We start from the raw sequence: 24,507 nt of genomic DNA on the forward strand, positions 1-24,507 counted from the left end.
TCATCAACGAACTGAAGGGCTCGCTCGAAACCTATAGCGATCGCCAGAAGAAAGGCGCTGGCGCGATCCTCGGTGTGAATCACCAGGGCGTGCTCGAGATCCACCGCGGCATGATCGCGCCACCCGATCCGAAGGCACAGAAGGCGAAGGAAAAGGAAACCGCGCGCGCGGCCGCCGTCGAGCGTGGCGAGCCCGAGCCGTCCGGCTTCAGCGAGGCGCTCATGCGCAAGCTGACGGCAAACCGCACCGCCGCCCTCGCCGCCCATCTGCTCGACTGCCCGCGCGTCGCTCTGGATCTGCTCTGCGCGCAGCTCGCAACACAACTGATCTACCGCGGCGGCTGGTACGGCGCCGCGGGCGTGCACATCAGTCCGACTTCGCAGTCCGCGACGCTGCTCAGCGCAGCCGGCGAGCAACTGGAAACGTCGAAGGCATGGCTCGCGATCGAAGCCAGGCGCGCAGAGCTCCTCAAGCGTCTGCCCGAGAACCCCGCGGACCTGTTCGGCTGGCTCTCCCAGCAGTCCGAGCTTGAGGTAATCGAGATCCTCTGCTTCTGCACAGCGACGTCTCTCAACGCCATCGTGGGAAGCGAGTCCGCCTCGCGCCCGCTCGCAGCCGTCGAGGATGCGATCGGCCTTGATCTGGCGGACTGGTGGCAACCGACGCGCGAGTCGTTCCTCAACCAGGTGCCGAAGGCCGTCACCGTCGCCGCACTGCAGGAAGCCGGCGCGAGTGCAGACGTCGTGAAGGCGGTGGGCGCGGCCAAGAAAACCGAGGCGGCAGAACTGGCCGAAGCGCAGCTGCGCGATTCCGGATGGCTTCCCGCACCGCTGCGCGGCCTGCACTACGCGATGAACACCGCGGCGCGCGCGAAGCGGTCCGCGAAGGAAGCGCCGGCCGCGAAGAAGCGTGCGTCGACGAAACAGCCGGCCACGGCGAAGCAAGGCCTGCCGAAGAAGCGAGCGGCAGTGCGCGTGGTCGCCAAGGCCGCGGCAGTCGGCAACGCGAAGCCGACGTCGAAGCGAAAGCCGCAGGCGACAGAGGCATGGCCCTTCCCGAACACAGGCCGTCCGTGAGCCAAGGTGACCACCATGCAGATCGAAGGTAACCGCAACCCCATAAACGTGAACCATGCAGCCGTCGGCACGACGCTCACCGTCAAGCCACACGAGACGACCTGCACGGTCGCCGGCGTGACGATTTTCGGGGCGGCCGACGACGTTGCCGCCGCGCGCGCTGCGCTCGAGGCCACGCCGCTGCCCGCCTATCCCGATGAACTCACGCCCGAGCTGCGCGAAGTACTCGGCTGGCCGAATTTTAGGTGCGCGCCGGTCGCGCACCTTCTTCAGGCTGCGGGATATCCAATCCCGCGGAGTTCCGAAGACGAGCAGGCGCACGTGCTGCACTGGTTCACGAAGCTCGCGCTGCGACACGGCACCCATTGGCGGAACGCCGTGGGCGAAGAGATCAGCGCGATCCACGAGCGCCTAAAGGCAGAACGCGCACCGCAAGGAAGCAACAATGGCTGAGAACTCAAAAATCGAATGGACCGATCACACGTTCAATCCGTTTATCGGTTGCACAAAGGTATCGCCCGGATGCGATCACTGCTATGCCGAAGCGATGATGGACACGCGCCTCGGTCTCACCCAATGGGGGCCACACGGCAAGCGCGTGCGCACATCCGCCAGCAACTGGCGCAAGCCCCTGCGGTGGAACAAGGCGCACGCTGACTTCTTTGCCGCGCACAACAGGCGCCAGCGCGTGTTCTGCGCGTCGCTCGCCGACGTGTTCGACAACGCTGTCGATCCGGCATGGCGCCGCGATCTGTTCAATCTTATCGAGCTCACGCCGAATCTGGACTGGTTGCTCCTCACGAAGCGCATCGGCAACGTGATGCGCCTGCTTCCCTCACACGACTGGTGTGCCGGCCGTGACAACGTCTGGGTGGGCGCGACGATCGTCAATCAGGAAGAGGCTCTCCGGGATGTGCCGAAGCTCATGCAGGTACCCGCGCGCCGACGGTTCCTGAGCGTCGAGCCGATGCTCGGCCCCATCGACCTCACGGATGTGAACTACACGCACAGCCCGGGCTATTTCGGTGATGCGTTTCAGTGGCATCACTTGCCGTACTGCAACCGTGCCGAGCGATATCCGTCGATCGACTGGGTGATCTGCGGCGGCGAGAGCGGCCCCGGCGCGCGCCCGATGCATCCTTCGTGGCCGCGCGCGCTGCGTGATCAGTGCGCCACCGCGGGAGTTCCCTTTTTCTACAAGCAGTGGGGCGAATGGACGGACAAAGACTGGGGCGAACGACCTGGCTATCAAGACACAGCAGGAGTATTGCCGTCGGGAGAGTTCCGGCTGCTGTCACAGGGATACGTGCCGCCATTCGACACGCACGATCGCCTGGTCGCCGCCGGGAACGTGCGACTCGATGGCCGAATGCTCATGCACCGCGTAGGCAAGGAGAACACCGGGAGGCTGCTCGACGGCCGCACGCACGACGAATTCCCGCCGGTCTGACAAAGAGGAAAGCGAAATGACCCCAGTTGCAATCATCTTTCCGGGTGCCTATACTGCGCGTGTTGCCGATACAAAGGCACACGGGTTTGGCGACCCGGAATCAAAAGGCGCACAGCAGCCGCGCCGTCATTCATTGACTCGCGGCTTTGTTGTTTGTGCGCGCTCGGCAGTTGCTCCTATGGGCGGCCCCGGGCGGGGAGACCTTCGGGTCTGCCGGTTTCCTTTTGGCCGGTTCGCCAACCCCGCTCGGTGGCTGCCCCCCGTTTGGCGACGGAGGGCGGTCAATCAGGCCGTCAAAAGGAGCCTCATCATGAGCAATGCCCAAGGCGCACTCGCGCTCGACCATTCCCGCAATCCGCTCGCCATCGACGCGTTCGAAATCCACGAACTCGACGGTCTTTTTTCGCTTACCGACTTGCACAAGGCCAGCGGCGGCGAGGCGAAGCACGAGCCCAACCGCTTCCTGCGCCTCGACCAAACCCAAGCGCTGATTGCCGAGCTCGGAAAATACCCAGAAATGGGGAATTTCGAGAAAGGTGCGAATTTGCACCTTTTCCTGAAAGTGGTGAGGGGCCGCAACGGCGGCACCTACGCCTGCCGCGAGCTGGTGATCGCCTACGCCGCGTGGATCAGCCCGGCATTCCACCTGAAGGTCATTCGCGTTTTTCTCGCAGTGTCCACGCCCGCGCCGTCTGCGGAAGCGGCCTGGGGGGCAGACTACATTCATATCTCACCGAACCCAGACGGCACGCACACCGTGCGCCGGCGCGGCTGCTTCAAGACGCACACTCAGGCGTGCGGCGTGATGGCGCTTGCCATCGCCGCGCTGGCGAAATACGACGATCCAGTGTCGATCGCAATGCGGCACAGCGCTGAGGCAGTCTATGCTCTCACGTACCCTGATGACGACAGGATGGAGAATCCCATCTTCGATCGGCCTGTCGAAACGCCGGTGGCCGATCCCTGCAGCCAACCGCCTTTCGTCACGACCGGGCCGCGGACCCAGAGCCACCTCGCGTTCTTCAACGAGCGCCGTCAGTTCGACAGCACTCCGGTACCCGATGACGCCGTTTTCGTGCGCCCAGGCCATCTGATCGACTTGCTGCACGCTCATGGGTATGGCGTCGTCAAGCTGGTTGATGTCCTGAACTTCGGGCCGGTGGCGCAAGCAGACGTCCACGCCCCTACCGCCCGCGACATTTAATCGAACCAGTAGAGCGGGTGCTATTCGCATCCCCGGATACGATAAGGACAACTATTGATGGATACGAAACAACTGACCGATGAACAGATCGATGCCTTCGCTAACGAAGGGCGTCGAAACCCGACGGGTGGCATCTATGCCACGCGTGTTCACGAATTCGCCCGAGCAATCGAGGCGGCGGTGCGCACTGCTCTCGCCTCTTCCGATGCAGCGCGAGCGTCTGCAGATGCTAATTTCTTCGCCGGCGTATGCACAGCGCTCCAGGTGATAGCGGTTCACGATCAGGGTGTTTTGTGGAAGGAGATCGTGCGCGCGTGTGGTGTCGACAAGCTGCTTCAATTCGCCTCCCATATCGAACCCGACGAATGGGAACTTGCTGGCTTCGCGAAGTACGCTCGCGGTGAGCTGGGCGCCAAGAAACCCTCGAAGCGTGCCGCTCCCGTCGCCCCTGCTGCGGCAGCCGCGAGCGATGATACGAGATTAGGCGGCACGCTGCTCGCAGTCGTTCGCCTTCTCGGAGAAGCGGGCTATCCGGCCGACACAGATATTCCTGACGCCGTGCGCGATTTGATCGCGAAGGCCAAGACGCCGGCGGCACAGCCCGACGAGCGCGCGGCGTTCGAGGCGTGGAACTTTCGCAATCTGTCAGACGGTCCGCGCGCCGCAGCAATCAAGGGCACGCGCCGTGGCGCCGGCTATCTGGAGGGTACATCGACTGCCTGCAGGTGGGAGGGCTGGCAAGCCCGTGCCGCGCACCCAGCCGAGCAGCGCATGAGCGACGAATTCCCGCGAGGTGCCCAATGAAGACGCACGACGTTCGAGCCGCTCTACGCGCTCGCTTCTGCGCTCCGGAGTGGGCACTCTTTTTCGAGGTCGGAGATGCAACCGGCGGTCGCCACAACCGCTGGGCGGATGCGGTCGCCATGAACCTCTACCCATCCCGCGGACTCGAGACACATGGCTTCGAGATCAAGGTATCGCGCAGCGACTGGCTGCGCGAACTCAAGAACCCGGAGAAGTCGGCACCCGTGCAGCAATATTGCGATCGCTGGTGGATTATCTGTCCGCCAGCAGTTATCGCGCCGGGCGAACTTCCGCCGACGTGGGGACATTACGAGATCCAAACGGCCAACAAGATCCGACAGGTAGCCGCCGCGCCGAAACTCACTGCGCAGCCGGTCACGCGCAACTTCGTTGCGGCGATGCTGCGCCGCGCCAGCGAGGTCGACGAAGGTCTAGTGGAAGCCGCCGTGGCGGCCGAGGTCCTGCGGCTGCGCGAGGGTGATGAGAAACGCATCGCGCGCGAGATCGCGTCGAAGACCTCGCACGCCACAGAACTGCATGAGCAGATCGAAGCAATCGAGCGCGCGAGCGGCGTCAAGATCAGCCGCTGGGGCACCAGCGAGCAAATCGGTAGAGCCGTTCGTGCGGTGATGGCCAGCGGTGTCCTGAACACCTATGGGGGCATGAATGCGGTGCGCGAGCATGCCGCCAGCATCGTGAAGCACTGCGACGAGGCACTAGCCGTTTTCGCGGTCCCGCCAGCACCGGATGAGCCTGGGGCGCCGTCCGTCGAAGAGCCAACCGGGGATCTCGCGTGACGCCCGCCCCGCTCATCTCCTCGCAGCGCTTCCTCGACCCGGCGACGGTCGCGGATAAGGCGGCGCGCTTCCGGATGTTCATCGTCCGGGTCGCGGAGCTCGAGCTGCGCTGCCGCCGCTACCGACTCATCGTCGACGGGCACCACAACCTGGCCGCCGCGCGCGCCGTCGGCGTCGAACCGACCTGGCGTGGTCCACCAGCGAAGTGGCAGCGCATCCAGCGCGCCACGCCGCCAGCCGACTTCGAACGCTTCCTGATCAACAACCTGACCGACTCGGACTACTACTTCGTCGACACCGGCGAGATCGTCACCGAACTTCTCACCTACGAGGGCAATAGCAAATGAGAACACCACTTCCGAGACTGCACCGCATCAAGACCGCCGCGCACATGCTGAGCGTGTCGAAGCCGACGATCTATCGCCTCGTTCGCGCAGGGGAATTGACGCTAGTGAAACTGGGCACGCGCGCATCGGCAATCACAGACGACAGTCTGACCGACTTCATCGCCGCGCGCACGCAACAGGTGGGGAATGGTAGCTAGGCTGGTAGCTGGAGGGGGAACTGCAGAGGGGAACGGTCGGAGAGCCTTATGCAGCAAGGCTCCCCGACTGCAATGCGCTTAACGCGACATCATGTTCATGCTGACGTTGTGCATGACCCACAGCGTACCGACGACCACGATCAGGACCGTCAATACCGTGAAGCCAAATGCCGTCACGTTCCAGCGCTGGCCCGACGACGTGTTCATGTGCAGGAAGAACACGAGGTGAACCAGGATCTGCACGACTGCCAGCACGGCGAGGCCGAGCAGCGCGGTTTCGCGCGAAAAGCCGCCATGCAGCACGAGCCAGAACGAAGCGGCCGTGAGCACCACCGCCAGGACGAAACCAACCAGGTAGCTGCCTACGCTGCCGTGGCTTTCTTCTTCATGGATAGGATGAGCACTCATTTAGATCACGCTCGCAAGATAGACAAAGGAGAACACGCAGATCCAGACGATGTCCAGAAAGTGCCAGAAAAGGCTCAGGCAGGTCAGGCGGCGAATTTCACGCTCGCCCAGAACCGGCGCCTTCAAGGCCTGAACCATCAGGACGACCATCCAGATCATGCCCATCGTCACGTGGATACCGTGGGTGGCAACCAGCGTGAAGAACGACGAGAGAAACGCGCTGCGTTGCGGACCGTTGCCCTCCGCGATCATGTTCGCGAATTCGTGCAGTTCGAAATACAGGAACGTTGCGCCGAGCAGGAAGGTGATCGCCAGCCAGACGAACACTTGACCCTTGCGCTGCTTGTGCGCGCCGATCATCGCGAAACCGTACGTGATGGACGACAGCAGCAGCACTGCCGTTTCCATGGCCACGCCCTGAATGTCGAACAGGTCCTTGCCCGTCGGGCCGCCTGCGAACTGGTTCTGCATCACGGCGAACACTGCGAACAGCGAGCCGAACAGAATACAGTCCGTCATCAGGTACAGCCAGAAGCCGAACACCGAGTGTGACGGCGGGTGATCGTGGTGATCGTGCTCCGCGTGTGCGGCCGCACTAGTATGCGTCGACATCAGTTGGCCTCCAGTGCTGCTTCAACCTTGCCATTGCGTTGCTTGTCGGCGAACGCCTTGACCAGTGCGCGCTCGCGCGCTTCTTCGTCTGCCCGAACCTTGGCGGCCGGGATGTAATAGCCTTCGTTCTTCTGGAAGCTGTAGCCAATAGCCGTCGCGAGAATGCCGACGAAGCCAGCGATCATGAGCCACCAGATGTGCCAGATGCCAGCGAAGCCGAGCACCAGGCTGAAGAGACCGATGAACAGACCCGCGCTCGTGTTCGAGGGCATGTGGATGTCGGTGTACTTCGTGTTCGCGACGTCCACGGTTTCGCGGCCGGTGTCCTTCAGGTGCTGGAACTCGTCGAGTTCGCTCACGTGCGGAATGATCGCGAAGTTATACGACGGCGGCGGCGACGAGATCGCCCACTCCAGCGTACGGCCACCCCACGGATCGCCCGTCAAGTCGCGGTTTTCCGGCAGGTTGCGGTCGCGGATCGAGACGTACAGCTGCAGCAGCTGATGTGCGATACCGATTGCCACGAGCACGGCGCCAACCCACGCGATGATCATCCACGGATGCCATGCCGGATTGTCGTAGTGGTTCAGACGGCGGGTTGCGCCCATGAAGCCCAGCACGTACAGCGGCGTGAAGGCGACATAGAAGCCCGAGAGCCAGAACCAGAACGCGCGCTTGCCGAGCTTTTCGTTGAGCTTGAAGCCGAACGCCTTCGGGAACCAGTAGTTCATGCCGGCGAGATACCCGAACACCACACCGCCGATGATCACGTTGTGGAAGTGCGCGATCAGGAACAGCGAGTTGTGGAGCACGAAGTCCGCACCCGGGATCGCCATCATCACGCCGGTCATGCCGCCGATGGTGAAGGTGACCATGAAGCCGATCGTCCACAGCACCGCCGAGTTGAACTCGAGGCGGCCGCGGTAGATCGTGAACAGCCAGTTGAAGATCTTCACGCCCGTCGGGATCGAAATGATCATCGTGGCGATACCGAAGAACGCGTTCACATCGGCGCCCGAACCCATCGTGAAGAAGTGGTGCAGCCACACGACGAACGCCAGAACCATGATCGCGCAGGTCGCGTAGACCATTGCCTTGTAGCCGAACAGCGGCTTCCTGGCATACGTCGCGACAACTTCCGAGAAGATACCGAACGCCGGCAGGATCAGGATGTACACCTCGGGGTGACCCCAGGCCCAGATCAGGTTCAGGTACAGCATGGCGTTGCCGCCGCCGTCATTCGTGAAGAAGTGCGTGCCGATGTAGCGGTCGAGGCCGAGCAGCGCGAGCGTGACGGTCAGGATCGGGAACGCGGCCATGATCAGCACGTTCGTGCACAGCGCCGTCCACGTGAACACCGGCATCTTCATCATCGTCATGCCGGGGGCACGCATCTTGATGATGGTGACGAAGAAGTTCACGCCGGTCAGCAGCGTGCCGACACCGGAGATCTGCAGCGCCCACAGGTAGTAATCCACCCCTACCCCCGGACTGTACGCAAGCTCCGAAAGCGGCGGATACGCGAGCCAACCCGTCATTGCGAACTCACCCACGACGAGCGAGATCATCAGCAGGATGGCGCCGACTGCGGTCATCCAGAACGACAGCGAGTTCAGGAACGGGAACGCGACGTCGCGTGCGCCGATCTGCAGCGGAACGATGATGTTCATCAGGCCAACCATGAAAGCCATGGCCATGAAGAAGATCATGATCACGCCGTGAGCCGTGAAGATCTGGTCGTAGTGGTGCGGCGGGAGGTAGCCCGGCGCGTTGTACGCAAGCGCAAGCTGGGTACGCATCATGATCGCGTCGGCGAAGCCGCGCAGCAGCATGATGAGGGCGAGCACGATGTACATCACGCCCAGACGCTTGTGGTCGACGCTCGTCAGCCACTCCGTCCACAGATATTTCCACTTACCGAGGTAAGTGATGCCACCGAGCACGAATGCGCCGATGACGGCCATACCGATCATCGTGCCGAGAATAATCGGCTCGTGATACGGAATGGCGTCCAGTGTAAGTTTTCCGAACATGCCTGGTTTACCCCTTGGTCACGCACGACGGGTCACTGAAATTCGTGACGTGGCCGTTGTTGTACTTCGCGATGATGTTGTTGAAGAGCTTCGGGTCGACTGTCGAGAAGTACTCCACCGGAGCCTTCTCGCTCGGCTGTGCGACCGTCGCGTATTGATCCATCGAAAGCTGCGTCTGCGACGCCTTCACCTTCTGGACCCACGCGTCGAAGTCTTGCTGGCTGGTGGCGAGGGTGCGGAACTTCATGTCCGAGAAGCCCTTGCCGCTGAAGTTCGCCGAGAGGCCGGCGTAGTCGCCAGCGTGGTCGGCGATCAGGTGCAGACGCGTCTGCATGCCGGCCATCGCGTAAACCTGGGTGCCAAGCTGCGGGATGAAGAACGAGTTCATCACCGAATCCGACGTGATGCTGAAGTTCACCGGCGTGCCAACGGGCACGGCCAGCTGGTTCACCGTCGCGATACCGAGATCGGGGTAGATGAACAGCCACTTCCAGTCGAGCGCGACAACTTCGACGTTGATCGGCTTGACGTTCGATTCGAGCGGCTTGTAGGGGTCGAGCTCGTGCGTGGTCTTCCACGTGAGCACGGCGAGGAACAGAATGATCAGTGTCGGAATGGTCCAGACGACGACTTCGATCGCCGTCGAGTGCGACCACTTCGGGTCGTACGTGGCGCTACGGTTCGACGCGCGGTAGCGGTACGCAAACCACAGCGTCAGGACGATCACGGGGATCACAACAATCAGCATGGCCCATGTGGAGGTCGCAATCAGCTGCTTTTCCGCCACGCCCACACTTCCCTTGGGGTCAAGGAGCTCCATGTTGCATCCGGAAAGACACAAGGCCAATCCGGCGCTGATGGGAAGCAGTAACCTTTGAAAGGTCGTTCTTTTCATCACGTTTGCCTGAAATTCATTCATTGAATAGTTCCGGACGCGTCCCCTGACATCCGACAAAGGAAGCGCGCCCGCATCATACAGCCGCTTTGATATTTCGCAATCAATGAATGTGGAAAATGACCTTTGTCAAAAGAAGATTGAGACACTTTGTCGCATGTGTTCGCGAGGTTTGTCGCGCCTCGGAAACACACGCACGTCGCGCCCTGCTCTGCCCTTGACAGCGGCCCGCCGCGGCTACTTCTCGAATCTCAAAATTCGAAAACCCTTGGACGCAACAACGCGCCGCAGCGCCCGGAGGCGATGCGGCGCGTTGGTTGCGCCGTCAATCTTCAGCGATCACGTCGGCGAGTGCTGAGCACGAACGTCCGTGCCAGCTCGCACTGCGTCAGCAGGCGCTGCTTCGTCGACGGGTTGCTTGTTGCGACCGGCCTGGGTGACGAGGTTCGCCGCCGACAGTTCGATCGCGTCGGTCATCGGCTTCGGGTAGAGGCCGATTGCCAGCACGAACGCTGCGAGCGAAGCGAAGATCAGCGTTTCGCGGCGGCCGATGTCGGCCAGCTTCGCAACGCCCTTGTTCGCCACAGCGCCGAAGATCACGCGCTTGTACATCCACAGGGTGTACGCCGCGCTCAGAATGACGGTCGTCGCGGCGATCGCGCCGACCCAGAAGTTCACGCGGATCGCGCCCATGATGACCATGAACTCGCCCACGAAGCCCGACGTGCCCGGCAGGCCGAGGTTGGCCATGCAGAACAGCATCATGAAGGTGGCGTAGCGCGGCATCACGTTGACGACGCCGCCGTAAGCCGAGATCGTGCGCGTTTTCGTGCGGTCGAACAGCACGCCAATCGAGAGCAGCATCGCGCCCGAAACGAAACCGTACGAGATCATCTGCACGATCGCGCCTTCGGTGCCGATCTGGTTGAAGAGGAAGAGGCCCAGCGTGACGAGACCCATGTGGGCGACCGTCGAGTACGCGAGCAGCTTGGTCATGTCGGTCTGCGCGAGCGCGAGCAGGCTCGAGTAGACCACGGCCACGAGCGAGAGCGTGATGATCGCCGGCGCGAAGAAGTGCGCAGCGTCGGGCGTGATCGGCAGCGTGAAACGCAGGAAGCCGTAGCCGCCGAGCTTCAGCATGGCCAGCATCACGGTCGCGCCGGTCGGCGCTTCGAGGTGGACGTCGGGCAGCCACGTGTGAAACGGCCACATCGGGACCTTCACCGCGAAGGCCGCGAAGAAGCCGATGAACACGAGGATCTGCGGGATGAAGCCGAGCGTGAGGTTGTGCCACACCGACATGTCGAAGGTGTGCGACTGGCTGTAGAGGTACAGCATCGACACCAGCATCAGCAGCGAGCCGGCGAGCGAGAAGAAGAAGAACTTGACCGCGGCGTAGGTCCGGCGGGCATTGCCCCACGTGCCGATCAACAGGTACAGCGGGATCAGCGTGGCTTCGAAGAACACGAAGAACAGCATGCCGTCGGTCGCGGCGAAGGTGCCGACCATCAGGCCCGAGAGAATCAGGAACGCGCCGAAGTACTGGGCGACGCGCACCGTGATCGATTCCCACGAAGCGATCACGATCACGAGCGTCGTGAACGCGGTGAGCACCACGAGCCACATCGAAATACCATCGATCCCGAGTCGCCACGCCACGCCGAACTCAGGCAGCCAGTCGCGGAATTCGACGAACTGCATGCCGGCCGCGTGGTTGTCGAAGCCGGCGATGAGCGGGAGGGTCAGCAGCAGACCGACGACGGCGCCAACCAGCGACAGCCAACGGGCACGCTGCGGATGACGATCCGACCCGAGGCGCAGCACGGCCACGCCGAACAGGATGGGAATCCAGATCGCCAGACTCAGGAATGGAACGGATTGCATTTCAACAGGACCTCAAAAATGCGGAGCAAATAGCTTCCACGGCGCACGTTCAGGTACGCAAGCAACTTGAAAGATTGACGCGGGGTGAAAATCGAACCAGGCTGGCTGTAATGTATTTGTCAGCGACGAGGCGAAATGCAACACACGTTCAAGGGTTAACGAGGGTAAACGGAATACGGAAGTTTTGCAGCGCAACAACACGGGCCGGATCTAAGATTGACGCAAGTCATTGTTTTTATTCAAGAACGTACTAAGAGAAAAAACAACAAACGGGCTGTTACCACCCATTTTTGATCGCGAAAGCAGCGCTTTCGACCTTCTGGGCGCCATGACGCGCGGCACGCTGTCACGCTGCGCGGCCGAAATAATACCTTACTTGTTTCTTTCGGTTCAATGACTTATGCATCGAAGTCAGGTCCCCGGCGCCCTCCACAACGCGTGCCAGGCCCGCCCCGCGCGCCCTTGCGCGATGCAAAAAAAAGCCCCGGCCTTCATGGGGCCGGGGCCAACTCTCACGTTGCGCCAGAACACTGGAACACGCATGGCCGGCACTTTAACGGCTTGTGTCCCCGCAATTAAGGGCGCTGGATGGAACAGTCCCTTACTGGGTGTGCGAGGCCGCCGTTGCGCAGCGGCTCATTTTTCCAAATGAGAATCATTTGCATTTAGCCACCATTTGTCCCAGAATACAGCCCATGCCGGACGACCCGGCACCACCCGAATGATTTGTGCGGGACCGGAGGCTCCATGAACTACACCACCCCTTTCGCGAGAAATGACACGCTGATCGACGACACCTTCGTCCATCATCCCGACACCGCCGAGCAGACCGTCCTGCGCGCCGTGCGCACCTGGCTGCGACCGCATTGCGACGCCTACGGCAAGGCCGAAAGCTGGCGCGGCGTGCTCGCCGACGCGGGGCTCGGCGGCGAAGGCTTCGGCTACTTCGATCTGCTGATGGGCACCCTGTGCCGCGCCTCGTGCCGTCCGCTCGATACGCGCTGCCGCTGCGCCTCCGAACTCGCGAAGGATGAAGGCTCGCTGCTGCAGGTGATCGCGCTCCTGCAGTCCACGCGCAGCGAGGCCGCCGTGCAACTGCTCAACGACTGGCTGCCGATGCCGAGCGTGAGCGGCATGCTCAAGACCGCGCGCTGGTTCGCCATCGCGCTGCTCGACGCGGGCGTGCGGTTGAGCGACCGCTCGCGCCGCGTCACCTACATGCACTGACACAGGCACTGACTGGGCCGCACGGCATGAATCAATCCCGCTTGCCTGAACGCTCACGCAGATAACGCCGCACGGCACGCGCCATCTTCGGATACTGCTCGCCGGGTACGGCGAACAGCACCAGCGCGCACAGCGCGAGCGCGCCGCAAACAAGAAACGTGCCGCGATAGCCGAACGCCTGCACGAGCATGCCGGAAAGCACGCCCGACAGTATCGAGCCGAGCCGCGACGCGTTGAAGAACAGCGCCGTTGCGCGCCCCGGCGACGACGGCATCAGATCCTGCACGAACGTCATGCCGAGACACGACGTAACGGCCACCACGAAGGCGTTGAGGATCTGCATCGGGATCAGCGCGTGCACGCCCGGCGCCAGCGACATCGCGACGAAGTAGACGGCATGCACCACGGCGCAGGCGGCCAGCCACCATGACTTGTCCAGCACCGAGGCGCGCGCGCCGAGCGCGAGCATCATCGGTATCTCCATGAGCGCGCCGAGGCCGAGCATGATCGACACGTCGATGCGCGTGCCCTGCAGGCCATGGACGATGTAGAGCGGCAGCACGATCATCGTCGCATTGGCGGCCAGGCCGATGAGTGTGAGCGCAACGATCGCGCGCATGATGTCTTTCTGCGAACCCTCGGCGGCGGGCACCGGCGCGCGCGCCGCTCTGACCTTCGCTTTTGCCGTTGCCTTAGCCGCCGGAAGCGTTGCGGGGTCGCGTGGCGCACCCGGCTGCACTTCGGCCTGCGTGAGCGGTTGGCCCTCGTACTGCGCCTCGCTCCGAGCATCGATCTCCTGCGCGACTTCGCCGGCGGTGGGACGCGCCATCAGATGCTGCGTGGCGTGTTCGTCATGGCGCGGCTCGCGCATGCGCCAGACGATCGTGCCGCAAGCCGCGAAGCTCGCCGCCGCGAACAGGAAGAGCCCGTAGAAGTTCGTGGCCGCCAGCACGAGCGCGCCGACCGCGGGCCCGAACACCCACGCGGCGGAAAGGATCGTGCGCAGCGTCGCGCTCGCGAAGGTCCGCTCGGCGTCGTCGCTCGCGGGCAGCGCCGCACGGCTGAACGAGAACACGAGCGAGAGCGCGCAGCCGCCCGCGCCGATGAACGCAATGCCCACGAGCAGCAGAAGCCGGTAATCGCGCACGACGCACAGGCAGAGATAGCCGAGCGTGGCCGCACACAGCGAGACGAGCAGCAGGGTTCGGTGCTTGCCGGTGGCGTCGCTCCAGCGGCCCGCCGCGGTGCTCGCGATCACGCCGCTCGTGGCAATCGCGGTCATGAACACACCGAGCCGGAACGGCGTCATGCCGGCGCGCTCGACGCCGAAGAGCGAGAGATAAGGCGCGGTGAAGGACATCGCCACGCCGAGCATCAGGGTGGCGCCGGCGAGTGGCAGAAAACCAGGAATACGCAGAAGACCGGCAAAGCGCGAGTTTTTGAGCACGGCGCGGCGGGTAGTGGCGAGGAGAGAGTTGCCCGTGCACGCGCGGTCACGCGACGGCCATATCGACGGCGATTATCGGGCCGAACTCCCACACTGTGCAAGGTTGAGCCCGCAGCGATCAACATCTGGGTGCGCTATCCACAACTTTGGGGGACAGCCTTGTGCGTAACCCTGGGACGACTGCACCAAGTGCTTGATGCGATTCGGATTGTGCGCAGCGTTGCCGTTTGTTGCAGCGGCGGCGTTTTGGGGGGAAACGCGCGGAGGGTTTTCCACAGATTTTGTTGAGAGCCCTGTTAGCAAGTTCTGGACATCCGCATCAAGTCCTTGAATGGAAACGGGAAGCTCGCAAACGACATGAAAAATGCATGTTTTTTGCGCAGCAAAGTTGTCCACAGTTTTTGGTGACAAACCTGTTGATAACCGCCTGGCGAGCGCGCCAACTCATTGATCGGATAGAGAGTTCGTCGCTTGTGTCGCGGATGCATCAAATTGCGTTCCGGATGGGCAACCCGGGGCGGCGGCGCAAACGTTTCGCGACGGCCGCCGCCCGTTCTCCCGCGATGCATCCGTGCGTGCAGCACTCAGGCCAAATCGAGTGCCGCCGTGAGATCGCCGGGCGGAGTCTGCTCCCGCGAGAGGAACGTCTGATCGCGCGCGGCCACGCCGTCGAGCGGCGCGAGGCCATGCACGCGGCTGATGAAGCGCAGGATCGAGACCGTGTCGTAGAACGTGTGATCGACATAGCCCTTCTTCGCGAACGGCGCGATCACGAGCGCCGGGATGCGCGAGCCCGGGCCCCAGCGGTCGCCCAAGGGCGGCGCGACCGGGTCCCACCAGCCGCCGTTCTCGTCGTGCGTCACGACGATCATCGTGTTCGCCCATTGCGGGCCGCGCTGGATGTGCTCGATCACGGTCGTGATGTGGCGGTCGCCCGACTCGACGTCCGCATAGCCGGCGTGCATGTTCAGGTTGCCCTGCGGCTTGTAGAACGTCACGGCAGGCAAGCGCCCTGCGTCGATGTCCGCGAGCAGACGGTTGGTCGACGGATCGTCGCCGAGGCCCGCATCGCGCAGGTGACGCGCGCGTGCGGACGTGCCCGGCGCGAAGTTGGCAAAGTAGTTGAACGGCTGGTGGTGATACTGGAAGTCGGGCACCGCGCCCGTGTCCTGATGGTCCAGCGCAAACTGCCAGGCGCCGCTATACCAGGCCCAGTCGACGCCCTTCGCCGATAGCCGGTCGCCGATCGTCGGGTACGTCTGCGGGCGCAGCACGCGCGGATTGGCCGGATCGGCGAGCGCCGGGTTGCCGTCTTCCGACGGGCGCACGTTGCTCGGCTGATACGGCGGCGCCATCGTGTTGACGGCGTAGCCGTCGGGCGTGAAGAGGCCGTCGTTCACGAACTTCGGCGGCCCGTCGAGCGCCGAGGCCGGCGAGTTCGGCGCGACCTTCAGGCGCGTACCGGTGGGATCGTCGCCCTCGACGACGGAGGCGAGATGCCTGGCGGCGCTCGTCTGGATATCGGCGTATTGCGGCACCTGCGCGGAGATCAGGAAGATGTGGTTGAGCCACGAGCCGCCGAACGCGGCCATGAAGAAGTTGTCGCAGAGCGTGTACTGCTGCGCGATATTCCAGAGCCGCAGCGTCTGCGCGGAGTTCTCGTAGAAGCCCATGACGAGGCCGCCCGAGTCGCCCCACGCGGCGAACTGGTCGTTGCGCCCCGCATTGATCTGCATCTGGTTCTGATAGAAGCGATGGATCAGGTCGCGCGTGATGATGCCGTTCGGCAACGGATTGCCGTGCGTATCCACAATCCGGAACGGACGGTTGGACAGACCCGTGAGTTGATGCTCCGCGATCATGTAGCGCTTGCCATCCAGCTCCTGCGCCTGGGGCACGAGGCCGCCCCAGATCTTCGGCAACTGCGGCAACGGCGTCTTGCCGTCGCGATCGAGCTGCGCGTAGCGCTCGGCGCTCACATTCGCGAGCGGCGTCTGCACGCCGGGATAGTTGCCGTACAAATTGACGAAGCTGCGGTTCTCCGCGTAGATCACGACGATCTGGCGCACCTGGTCGCGCAGCGCGGCATCGACGCGCGCGTCGGCAGCGCTGCGCGGCGCGCCCGCCGCACTCTGCGCCGGCGTCTCGCAGCCGCCCAGCGCGAGGCCCACGCCAACCGCCGCCAGCCCGCCGAGCACACGGCGGCGCGCGGGATCGTCCGGACCGGCGGGAATGGAAGGTTCTTCGGGACGCCCGTTCCTGGGTTCGTCGTTCTGCTTCATCAGCCTGCCTCCATTGTCGAGGGGACGCGCATTGCGCGCGGCGTACCGCGAATATTACGCAGCAGGATACCGGTTCCGCAGTTGGCCAGGCAAAATACGAAGCGCTCGAGCCGCCCTTTTAACCGTCGCGCGGCATACGCGGCGCGCTTGCGGCGCCTTGCGGCTGGGCTTGCGCGAGCGTTTGCGCGGGACGCGGTTCGCCCGCGTGCCCCTCATGCGCGGCGCGCGGGGCGCTGGGCAACGTCGCGCGCTCGTGGCGCGGCACATCGCCTTCGTCGGTCCAGAGCGGATCGGGAATCTCACCGAAGACCTGGCGCAGCCGCTCGCCCCACGTCGAATGGATCATCTGGAAATACGCATTCGACTGATCGAGCGACGCATATCGCGTGACACGGAGCGCGTCACGCTCGTACACGAGCAGGTCGAGCGGCAGGCCGACCGAGAGATTCGAGCGCAGCGTCGAGTCCATGGAGATGAGCGCGCACTTCGCGGCCTCGTCGAGCGGCGTGCCCGGCGTCAGCACGCGGTCGATGATCGGCTTGCCGTACTTCGACTCGCCGATCTGGAAATACGGATTGACGCTCGACGTCTCGATGAAATTGCCGGCCGCGTAGATCTGGAACAGCCGCATGGCATGGCCGCCGATCTGGCCGCCGAGAATGAAACTGCAGTTGAAGTCGACGTTGAAGGTCTTGAGCGCTTCCGCGTCGCGCCGGTGCACCTCGCGCACGGCTTCGCCCACCACGCGCGCGGCCTCGACCATGGTCGGGGCGTTCCAGAGCGTGGTGCGCCCCGCGTCCTGCGGTTCGGTCAGGACTTGCAGCGTGGCCTGCGTGATAGCCAGATTGCCCGCGACGAGCAGCACGAGCACGCGCTCGCCGGGCTCTTCGAACACGGCCATCTTGCGCGACGTGCTGACGTGATCGACACCCGCATTCGTGCGCGTGTCCGCGAGAAACACGATCCCCTCATCCACTGCCATTGCCACACAGTACGTCATGCGCCTCCCTGACCTCGCCGCTCTTTTTGTTATAGCGGCAAAACTATTGCTGCGACTGTTGCGCGCTCACGTGCACGCTGACATCGAGCGTTTCACCGGCGCCGCCCACGCGGCGGCCGCGAACCGGCGCGGCTGCGTCATAGTCGCGCCCCACCGCGATCCGGCAATATTTTTCGCTTGCGAAACATGCGTGCGTGACGTCCACCGTCACCCAGCCGTTGTCGAGCCACACGTCGACCCATGCATGGCTCGCCATTTCGGGCACGTCGCCGGGGTCGATATATCCGCTCACGTAGCGCGCCGGTACGCCGCGCGCGCGGCACACCGCCAGCATCACATGCGCATGGTCCTGACACACGCCACGGCCGAGCGCCAGCGCGTCCGCCGCGGTGTGTGTCACATCCGTGACGCCGGATTCGTAGCGCACGCGCTCCGTGATGCGCGACGCCGCGTCGAGTACAGCCGCGGTGTCGTCCAGCGACGGCAGGCTGAACGCGAATTCCGTGAGTGCCTCGTCGGCTTCGGTGAGGCGTGTCGGCGAAGTGAAATGGTGCATCGGCACCATGCCCTCGCCTTCGGGCAGCCGGCCATCGGGCAATGCCACGGTCTCGACTTCGCCGCGCACGCGCAGACGAATTTCCTTGTGCGGACGCGTGAGCACCAGCGTCATCAGCGCGTTGCCGTAGGCGTCGCGGCACGCATCGAGCTTGCCCGGCGCTTCGACCTGCCATTGCTTGACAATCTGCGTGGGCGTGGTGAGCGGCGACAGCCGCAACTGCTGGATCGAATAATGCACGGGCGCTTCGTAGCGGTACACCGTGTCGTGCCGGACCGCGAGTTGCATGACGTCAATCCTCCATCGAGGCGATTGGGAGTTCGATGAGCGCGGGATCGCGCTAACCGACCGGCAACATCAGATAGGTGCGCGCCACCTGATTGCCCAGCTCGTACACGCGCGCGAGAAACTGCGTAAGAAACGTATGCACGCCAAGGGAGAAGATCTGCCGCAGGTCCGCATAAAGCAGCTCGGCGCGCAGCTTGCCCGCAGTACGCTCCACTTCGCGAGAGCCATCGGTGCGCAGCATCGCGAGATTCGTGCAGACGCCATCCAGCGACGCCAGCAGCGAGCGCGGCATTTGCTGGTTGAGGATGAGCAGCTCCACCACGCGCGCGGGCGTCACCACGTCGCGGTAAACCTTGCGATAGATTTCGAGCGCGGAAACCGAGCCGAGAATCGAGGTCCAGTAGTAGAAGTCCTCGAGCTGACGCGCGGCCGAGCGCGAGTCGGCGTTTTCCACGTCGACGAAACGCACGTCGAGAATGCGGGCCGTGTTGTCCGCGCGCTCGAGGAATGTGCCGAGCTGCGTGAAGAAGAGCGCGTCGTCCTGCAGCGCCGTGCCAAGGCGCACGCCGCGCGACAGATGCGAGCGGAACTTCACCCACTCGAACAGCGCATCGGGACGCGCTTCCAGCTCACCGCCGCGCAACAGCTCGACGAATTGCAACCACGTGTCGTTGATTGTTTCCCACCATTCCGTGGTGAGCGTGCCGCGCACCGCGCGCGCGTTCTCGCGCGTCGCCTGCAGGCACGAGTAGATGCTCGACGGGTTCGTTGGGTCCGCAACGAGAAACTTGAGCACGTTGCTGCTGGTCGTTTCCTCGTGTCGCGCATCGAAGGCGGGCTCCAGTTCCGAGATCCGCAGCATCGCGCGATGCGTGCGCGCCTCGGCGTCCGCGCTGCCGGGCAGCAGGAGCGCCTTCAGATTGATGTCCAGCATGCGCGCGGTATTCTCCGCGCGCTCCATGTAGCGGGCCATCCAGAACAGATGATCGGCGGTGCGGCTCAGCATGGTCGAACCTCTTGGTGTGCGTGTGGTAGGGCCAGTGGAATCATTCGAGCACCCATGTGTCCTTGGTCCCGCCGCCCTGCGACGAGTTGACGACGAGCGAGCCCTCCTTGAGCGCCACGCGCGTGAGACCGCCGGCCGCCATCTGGATCGTCTTGCCGGAGAGCACGAAGGGCCGCAAATCGATATGGCGCGGCGCGATGCCCGCTTCGACGAAGGTTGGGCAAGCGGAGAGCGACAGCGTGGGCTGCGCGATGTAATTGCCAGGCCGCGCGAGCAGCCGGGTGCGAAACGCCTCGATCTCCTCGCGAGTGGATGCGGGACCGACCAGCATGCCGTAGCCGCCGGCGCCGTGCACCTCTTTCACGACGAGATCCGGCAGATGTTCGAGCGTCCAGGCGAGATCGTCGGGCCGGCGGCATTGCCACGTCGGCACGTTCTTCAGGATCGGCTTTTCGCCGAGATAGAACTCGATCATGTCGGGCACATACGGATAGATCGACTTGTCGTCTGCCACGCCCGTGCCCATCGCATTGGCGAGTACGACGCGGCCCGCGCGGTAGGCCGTGAGCAGCCCCGGCACGCCGAGCGCGGAGTCGGGGCGAAACGCCAGGGGATCGAGAAAATCGTCGTCCACACGCCGGTAGATCACGTCTACGCGACGCGGCCCTTGCGTCGTGCGCATGAATACGTAGTTATCCTCTACGAATAGATCCTTGCCCTCCACCAGCTCGACGCCCATTTGCTGCGCGAGAAACGTATGCTCGAAATACGCGGAGTTGTACATGCCGGGCGTGAGCAGCACGACGGTCGGATCGTCCACGCCTTCGGGGGCCACCGAGCGCAGCGTATCGAGCAGCAGATCGGGATAATGCGCGACCGGCGCCACCTTGTGCTGAACGAACAACTCAGGAAAGAGCCGCATCATCATCTTGCGGTTCTCGAGCATGTACGAGACGCCGGAGGGCACGCGCAAATTGTCTTCGAGCACGTAGAACGCGCCGTCGCGCCCATCGCGCACGATGTCGATGCCCGCGATATGCGCATACACGCCCAGCGGCAGGTCGATGCCCTGCATCTCCGGCCGGTACTGCGCATTGGTGTAGACCTGCTCGGCCGGAATCACGCCGGCGCGCACGATGTTGCGCTCGTGATAGACGTCGTGCAGGAACAGATTTAGCGCCTGCACGCGCTGGCGCAGTCCGCGCTCGAGCAGAACCCATTCGTCTGCGGGAATGATGCGTGGAATGAGGTCGAAGGGAATGAGCCGTTCGGTGCCGGAGAGGTCGCCGTTCACCGCGAACGTGATGCCGACCCGCCTGAACAACAGGTCCGCCTCGGCGCGCTTGCGCGCCATCGTCTCGCCAGTCTGCCTCTCCAGCCACTGCTGGAAGCGTTCGTAGTGCGGGCGCACCGCGCCCTCGTCGCGCATTTCGTCATGGACTTGCATCGGTTCGTTCTCGCGCGTGAGTGCAACTCGGTCAGCGGGCGCCGCCGCGTTTCGTCTCATGAATGAGGCGAGACGATGCGTTGCGCGCTGCGGTACAGGAAAAAGCAAGGCGTATGCCATCGGCCCTGGAGCGCGTTTCATGCGCTCGATTGGTGCAACGCGGGGCGGTTCGGCGGCGTCGAAACGGGGCATGCCAATGCGGCGCCGATTTTGCGCTTCAAGGTGGTGCAATGCGCTCGCGCGGCACGCTATATGCAGACGCGGCACGCAACTGGAGGGCCTTGAGTTCCAATGACCGAAGCGACCTGCGTGAACGAGCGTCGTACGAAAATTGCTGCGTGGCAAGCGCTTTGCGCAATCGTGCCCGCGCTCGCACTCGGCGCATGTACGAACATGGCCGGTCCCTTGCCCGCCGCGCTCGAACCGGCGGCCCGCGACGGCCCAACGCGCACGTCAGTTGCCGTCGTGCAGCGCGACTGGCATACCGATATCTGCCTGCGGGTGCGCGACGCCGATGCCTGGGTCGACACACTCGCGCGCGGCTTCGACGACGCAACCGTCCTGTGTTTCGGCTTTGGAGAGAGACAGTTCGTGGTGGAACGCCGCCACGATCCGCTGACGATGATCGGCGCACTCATACCGAGTCAGGCTACCGTCCTGATGACAGTACTGCGCGCGGCCCCGGAGGCGGCCTTCGGCCCGCAGAACGTCGTGGAGGTGCCGGTGGGCGACGCCGGACTTGCCAGCGTTCAGCGCTATCTGCGCACTTCGCTGGAAGCCGACGCGGATGGCGCGCCGCGCCGCCTCGCCGACGGACCCTATACGGGCAGCGTCTATTTCGCGGCGTCAGGGACTTACGATGCCTTGCATACCTGCAACACGTGGACCGCGCGAGCGTTGCGCTCGGCGGGTCTCGACGATGTACCGGACGTGCTGTTCGCGGGCAGCCTGATGCGCGAAGTGCGGCACGCGCTGGAGGCGAAAGCGCCGGACGGCGCAATGCACAACGCTGCCGCAGGTCAGTGAATCGATCAGCAAGGCGCAACACAAGCCGCACCCGGCGGGGGTGGCGGCGCCTCGGTGGCCGGCTGCTGCGGCACGACGACGGTACGCGGCGGTGGCGGGTTGGGATCGCTGCTGCTAAACGACAGGCAGCCTGAGAGTGCGAGCGGCAAGAGTAAAGCGAGGACGCTGATTCGATGCATTTGATTCTCCCTGACCGGTTAAAGGCCGGAACCGCGCGCGTGGCGCGGCCCTTTTAACCTGGGAGCAAGTCGAATGCCACGGAAATCAGATCATTGAGACGTCGCGCTCTCGCGGTTGCGCGCCGCCGCCAGCCCGGTGCGGCTCTGCACGCCCCACTTGCGCCGCCCGAGCAGGAAATGCAGCCATCCGAGCGCCGCGCCTCCGTGGCGCATCAACTGGAACGAAAACGGCTCGAAGATGGCGGCAAGAAACGCCATGCCGAAACTCGAGTGCGTGCGGTCGCCGCTCCAGCGCCGGTAAAGATGTACGGAGTACAAATGAAACGCGAGGTCGATCGCGATCTTGCCGACGATTACGCCCAGCACCGGCAGCACGATCGTAAAGCGGCCGTCGAACAAAAAGGCGATCAACAACGCGAACGCCGTCAGTCCATAAATGGGCTGCACGGTGTCGAACGCCTTCACGGGCAGCATCATGAGGCCGAGCTTGCCGTACTTGCGGTTGCCCGTCATGTCGCGATACCAGTACTGCGTTTGCAGGAAGCCCGCGAACCAGCGGCGGCGCTGACGCAGGAAGGTCGTCAGCGTACCGGGCGCATCGGTACGCGCGCGGGCGGTGCCCAGCACACGCACATCCCAGCCCAGGCCCTTGCGCGCCGAATAACGGCGCAAGCGGTGAATCAGTTCGTAGTCCTCCACGAGACAATCCACATCGAAGCCGCCCACGGCCATCACCGCATCGCGGCGAAAGCCCGCAAACGCGCCCGAGATTAGCAGCAGGCTGTCGGCGCGCATCCACGCGAAGCGCGAGATGAAATTGCGGATGTACTCGTAGGTCTGGAACCACTGGAAAAAACGGCCGCTCAACGTATGGTCGCAAACCGGCGTGAGCAGGCCCGCCGCCGCGACGAGGGCCGGCTCGCGGCCAAACGCGCTCGCCATCTCAGCGCATGCGTCGGGTTCGAGCAGCGTATCGGCGTCCACGGTCATGACCGTTTCCGTTGCGATCGCAAGCAAGGCCGCATTGAGCGCGCGCGCCTTGCCGCCGTGCGCGAGCTTCAGCCAGCGCAGATTCGGATACTGCGGCGAAGGCGCGCTCAGCTTGCCGACGCCTGGGTCGGCCAGGCCGTAGCGCTGCGCGAGCAAGGCAGCCGTGCCGTCGGTCGAGCCGTCGTCGGCAATTAAGATCTGCTGCGGCGCGCGGGTTTGCGCGAACAGCGCGTCGAGCGTGATCGGCAGCACGGCCGCTTCGTTGTGCGCGGCGACGATCACGCCGAGCGTCGGCAGCTTCGCCGCGCCTGCGTCCGCGGGTGCTGCCGCAGGCGCAAGCAGCACGCGCGCCTTCCAGGCGACGAACAGCAGCAACACCGTGTCGTAGACGACATAGGCAATGCCCGTGGACCACGCGACCACGCCTTGCAGGAAGAACGCGCGCGCGAACAGCACGAACCAGAGCGCCATGACACCGAGGTGGATGGCGATGCTCGCGAATGGCGTGGGAGGCGGCACGAGGCGCGGCGACGTGCGTGCGAGCGCATCTTCAAGCGTGTTTTTCAAGTCGTACCCTTACCTGTTGCTCACGGCATCATCCGGCGCAGCACCGAATGACGGTCGATCCATTGATGCTTGAGCGCGCCCGCAATATGCAGCGCGAGCACGCCATAAAGCGCATAGCTGCACGCCGTGTGCAGCGCACCGAACTGGCTGTGCAACTGTTCCTTCGTGGCCGGATCGAGATTCATGATGAAGCCCATGCGCGGCCATTGCACGAGGCCGAAGAGATACATCGGATGCGAGGCGGCGGCGACCCAGGCAGAGTCGTGCAGCCAGCCGGAAAGCGGCATCGCGAAGATCAGCACGTAGAGCGCAACGTGCGCTGCGTGCGCCGACGCGCGCTCCCAGCCCGGAAATTCGGCGGGCAGCGCCGGCGGGCGATGCGTAAGACGCCAAAGCACGCGCAGAATGGCCAGTCCGAGCACGGTAATGCCGATCGATTTGTGCGTATCGATCACGAAGCGGATGGCGGTGTCCGAAAGCGCGCCGTCGGGCAGCAGCGCGGCAGTCAGGCCGAGGGCGACGTTCGTGAGGATCAGTAGCGCGATCAACCAGTGCAATAGCACGGCAACGCGCGTGTATTTCTGCGCGCCGGCGTCGGCACCGACAAACGGGGATTCGGCGGAAAGGGAAGTTTTCACGTGGACTTGGCCGTTGCGGATCAGTAGGGATAACGCCCGGCGCGGCATTTTTATTCCCGCCGCACGCGGTCCGCCGGCGGGATTGCGCGATGCTGCCACACGGCGACTCGCGCATTATGCCCCGTCGTCCCTGACGCTGCAGAATCC

General features: G+C 63.8%; 22 protein-coding genes and 1 pseudogene. 10 read left to right on the top strand and 13 right to left on the bottom strand.

All coding sequences use genetic code 11. From position 1 onward, the window contains the following. From AB3X98_RS24435 to AB3X98_RS24470, 8 genes and pseudogenes are all read left to right on the top strand, one after another. A pseudogene (locus AB3X98_RS24435) lies at positions 1-1,076 on the top strand (hypothetical protein); the annotation flags it as partial. A 15-nt stretch (positions 1,077-1,091) separates the two neighbouring features. After that, positions 1,092-1,529 (top strand): hypothetical protein, encoded by a 438-nt coding sequence (locus AB3X98_RS24440; RefSeq protein WP_368606782.1) that lies wholly within the window; start codon positions 1,092-1,094, stop codon positions 1,527-1,529. Continuing rightward, positions 1,522-2,526 (top strand): phage Gp37/Gp68 family protein, encoded by a 1,005-nt coding sequence (locus AB3X98_RS24445; RefSeq protein ID WP_368606783.1) that lies wholly within the window; start codon positions 1,522-1,524, stop codon positions 2,524-2,526. The genes AB3X98_RS24440 and AB3X98_RS24445 overlap by 8 nt, the downstream gene beginning before the upstream one ends. A 16-nt stretch (positions 2,527-2,542) precedes the next feature. Continuing rightward, complete coding sequence (locus tag AB3X98_RS24450; RefSeq protein ID WP_368606784.1) at positions 2,543-3,730, top strand: KilA-N domain-containing protein; 1,188 nt, start codon at positions 2,543-2,545, stop codon at positions 3,728-3,730. 57 nt (positions 3,731-3,787) lie between these two features. Then, a complete protein-coding gene (locus AB3X98_RS24455; RefSeq protein WP_368606785.1) occupies positions 3,788-4,534 on the top strand; it encodes a hypothetical protein in 747 nt (248 codons plus the stop codon). Then, complete coding sequence (locus tag AB3X98_RS24460) at positions 4,531-5,331, top strand: hypothetical protein (protein ID WP_368606786.1); 801 nt, start codon at positions 4,531-4,533, stop codon at positions 5,329-5,331. Before AB3X98_RS24455 ends, AB3X98_RS24460 begins: the two co-directional genes overlap by 4 nt. Next, the gene (locus AB3X98_RS24465) at positions 5,328-5,678 is read left to right on the top strand and encodes a hypothetical protein (protein WP_368606787.1); all 351 of its coding nucleotides are present in this window, start codon (positions 5,328-5,330) and stop codon (positions 5,676-5,678) included. The genes AB3X98_RS24460 and AB3X98_RS24465 overlap by 4 nt, the downstream gene beginning before the upstream one ends. After that, positions 5,675-5,875 (top strand): helix-turn-helix transcriptional regulator, encoded by a 201-nt coding sequence (locus AB3X98_RS24470; protein ID WP_368606788.1) that lies wholly within the window; start codon positions 5,675-5,677, stop codon positions 5,873-5,875. Before AB3X98_RS24465 ends, AB3X98_RS24470 begins: the two co-directional genes overlap by 4 nt. Positions 5,876-5,953: 78 nt before the next feature. Here AB3X98_RS24470 and cyoD read toward each other — a convergent pair whose 3' ends face one another. The 5 genes from cyoD to AB3X98_RS24495 all read right to left on the bottom strand — a co-directional run bounded on the left by cyoD (position 5,954) and on the right by AB3X98_RS24495 (position 11,707). Next, positions 5,954-6,283, bottom strand: a complete 330-nt coding sequence (gene cyoD / locus AB3X98_RS24475; RefSeq protein WP_069267358.1) for a cytochrome o ubiquinol oxidase subunit IV — start codon at positions 6,281-6,283, stop codon at positions 5,954-5,956. Further along, positions 6,284-6,895, bottom strand: a complete 612-nt coding sequence (gene cyoC, locus AB3X98_RS24480) for a cytochrome o ubiquinol oxidase subunit III (protein WP_069267357.1) — start codon at positions 6,893-6,895, stop codon at positions 6,284-6,286. After that, positions 6,895-8,928 carry a cytochrome o ubiquinol oxidase subunit I gene (cyoB, locus tag AB3X98_RS24485; RefSeq protein ID WP_069267356.1) on the bottom strand — a complete coding sequence of 678 codons (2,034 nt, stop codon included), beginning with the start codon at positions 8,926-8,928 and terminating at the stop codon, positions 6,895-6,897. Before cyoB ends, cyoC begins: the two co-directional genes overlap by 1 nt. A gap of 7 nt (positions 8,929-8,935) precedes the next feature. Further along, positions 8,936-9,823, bottom strand: coding sequence for a ubiquinol oxidase subunit II (gene cyoA / locus AB3X98_RS24490; protein WP_069267482.1), 888 nt, complete (start codon positions 9,821-9,823; stop codon positions 8,936-8,938). 339 nt (positions 9,824-10,162) lie between these two features. Then, complete coding sequence (locus AB3X98_RS24495) at positions 10,163-11,707, bottom strand: NADH-quinone oxidoreductase subunit M (protein WP_069267355.1); 1,545 nt, start codon at positions 11,705-11,707, stop codon at positions 10,163-10,165. Between the two features lie 747 nt (positions 11,708-12,454). Here AB3X98_RS24495 and AB3X98_RS24500 point away from each other — a divergent pair. Next, positions 12,455-12,934 carry a hypothetical protein gene (locus AB3X98_RS24500; RefSeq protein ID WP_069267354.1) on the top strand — a complete coding sequence of 160 codons (480 nt, stop codon included), beginning with the start codon at positions 12,455-12,457 and terminating at the stop codon, positions 12,932-12,934. A gap of 31 nt (positions 12,935-12,965) precedes the next feature. Here AB3X98_RS24500 and AB3X98_RS24505 read toward each other — a convergent pair whose 3' ends face one another. From AB3X98_RS24505 to AB3X98_RS24530, 6 genes are all read right to left on the bottom strand, one after another. Continuing rightward, positions 12,966-14,381, bottom strand: coding sequence for a sugar efflux transporter (locus AB3X98_RS24505; protein ID WP_368606789.1), 1,416 nt, complete (start codon positions 14,379-14,381; stop codon positions 12,966-12,968). 584 nt (positions 14,382-14,965) lie between these two features. Beyond that, the gene (locus AB3X98_RS24510; RefSeq protein ID WP_368606790.1) at positions 14,966-16,663 is read right to left on the bottom strand and encodes an acid phosphatase; all 1,698 of its coding nucleotides are present in this window, start codon (positions 16,661-16,663) and stop codon (positions 14,966-14,968) included. A gap of 118 nt (positions 16,664-16,781) precedes the next feature. Continuing rightward, entirely contained in the window at positions 16,782-17,663 is an 882-nt protein-coding gene (locus AB3X98_RS24515; protein ID WP_368606791.1) for a peptidase, read from the bottom strand. 43 nt (positions 17,664-17,706) lie between these two features. Further along, positions 17,707-18,507 carry a transglutaminase family protein gene (locus tag AB3X98_RS24520; RefSeq protein WP_069267350.1) on the bottom strand — a complete coding sequence of 267 codons (801 nt, stop codon included), beginning with the start codon at positions 18,505-18,507 and terminating at the stop codon, positions 17,707-17,709. 52 nt (positions 18,508-18,559) lie between these two features. After that, a complete protein-coding gene (locus tag AB3X98_RS24525; protein WP_069267349.1) occupies positions 18,560-19,513 on the bottom strand; it encodes an alpha-E domain-containing protein in 954 nt (317 codons plus the stop codon). A 40-nt stretch (positions 19,514-19,553) separates the two neighbouring features. Further along, positions 19,554-20,960 (bottom strand): circularly permuted type 2 ATP-grasp protein, encoded by a 1,407-nt coding sequence (locus AB3X98_RS24530; protein ID WP_342946343.1) that lies wholly within the window; start codon positions 20,958-20,960, stop codon positions 19,554-19,556. Positions 20,961-21,251: 291 nt separating this feature from the next. On the opposite strand from AB3X98_RS24530, the gene AB3X98_RS24535 reads away from it, so the two are divergent. After that, positions 21,252-21,986, top strand: a complete 735-nt coding sequence (locus AB3X98_RS24535; protein WP_368606792.1) for a DUF2459 domain-containing protein — start codon at positions 21,252-21,254, stop codon at positions 21,984-21,986. Positions 21,987-22,255: 269 nt separating this feature from the next. Here AB3X98_RS24535 and AB3X98_RS24540 read toward each other — a convergent pair whose 3' ends face one another. Then, positions 22,256-23,722, bottom strand: a complete 1,467-nt coding sequence (locus tag AB3X98_RS24540; protein ID WP_368606793.1) for a glycosyltransferase — start codon at positions 23,720-23,722, stop codon at positions 22,256-22,258. Positions 23,723-23,742: 20 nt separating this feature from the next. After that, positions 23,743-24,360 (bottom strand): cytochrome b, encoded by a 618-nt coding sequence (locus AB3X98_RS24545; protein WP_368606794.1) that lies wholly within the window; start codon positions 24,358-24,360, stop codon positions 23,743-23,745. Positions 24,361-24,507: the final 147 nt, after the last annotated feature.

Source organism: Paraburkholderia sp. BR14312 (assembly GCF_040948675.1).
Taxonomy (GTDB): Bacteria; Pseudomonadota; Gammaproteobacteria; order Burkholderiales; family Burkholderiaceae; genus Paraburkholderia; species Paraburkholderia nodosa_A.

Coding starts and splice junctions, on each gene's coding strand:
- AB3X98_RS24440 (WP_368606782.1), top strand. CDS start 1,092: ATGCAGATCGAAGGTAACCGCAACCCCATAAACGTGAACCATGCAGCC.
- AB3X98_RS24445 (WP_368606783.1), top strand. CDS start 1,522: ATGGCTGAGAACTCAAAAATCGAATGGACCGATCACACGTTCAATCCG.
- AB3X98_RS24450 (WP_368606784.1), top strand. CDS start 2,543: ATGACCCCAGTTGCAATCATCTTTCCGGGTGCCTATACTGCGCGTGTT.
- AB3X98_RS24455 (WP_368606785.1), top strand. CDS start 3,788: ATGGATACGAAACAACTGACCGATGAACAGATCGATGCCTTCGCTAAC.
- AB3X98_RS24460 (WP_368606786.1), top strand. CDS start 4,531: ATGAAGACGCACGACGTTCGAGCCGCTCTACGCGCTCGCTTCTGCGCT.
- AB3X98_RS24470 (WP_368606788.1), top strand. CDS start 5,675: ATGAGAACACCACTTCCGAGACTGCACCGCATCAAGACCGCCGCGCAC.
- cyoD (WP_069267358.1), bottom strand. CDS start 6,283: ATGAGTGCTCATCCTATCCATGAAGAAGAAAGCCACGGCAGCGTAGGC.
- cyoC (WP_069267357.1), bottom strand. CDS start 6,895: ATGTCGACGCATACTAGTGCGGCCGCACACGCGGAGCACGATCACCAC.
- cyoB (WP_069267356.1), bottom strand. CDS start 8,928: ATGTTCGGAAAACTTACACTGGACGCCATTCCGTATCACGAGCCGATT.
- cyoA (WP_069267482.1), bottom strand. CDS start 9,823: ATGAAAAGAACGACCTTTCAAAGGTTACTGCTTCCCATCAGCGCCGGA.
- AB3X98_RS24495 (WP_069267355.1), bottom strand. CDS start 11,707: ATGCAATCCGTTCCATTCCTGAGTCTGGCGATCTGGATTCCCATCCTG.
- AB3X98_RS24500 (WP_069267354.1), top strand. CDS start 12,455: ATGAACTACACCACCCCTTTCGCGAGAAATGACACGCTGATCGACGAC.
- AB3X98_RS24510 (WP_368606790.1), bottom strand. CDS start 16,663: ATGAAGCAGAACGACGAACCCAGGAACGGGCGTCCCGAAGAACCTTCC.
- AB3X98_RS24515 (WP_368606791.1), bottom strand. CDS start 17,663: ATGACGTACTGTGTGGCAATGGCAGTGGATGAGGGGATCGTGTTTCTC.
- AB3X98_RS24520 (WP_069267350.1), bottom strand. CDS start 18,507: ATGCAACTCGCGGTCCGGCACGACACGGTGTACCGCTACGAAGCGCCC.
- AB3X98_RS24525 (WP_069267349.1), bottom strand. CDS start 19,513: ATGCTGAGCCGCACCGCCGATCATCTGTTCTGGATGGCCCGCTACATG.
- AB3X98_RS24530 (WP_342946343.1), bottom strand. CDS start 20,960: ATGCAAGTCCATGACGAAATGCGCGACGAGGGCGCGGTGCGCCCGCAC.
- AB3X98_RS24535 (WP_368606792.1), top strand. CDS start 21,252: ATGACCGAAGCGACCTGCGTGAACGAGCGTCGTACGAAAATTGCTGCG.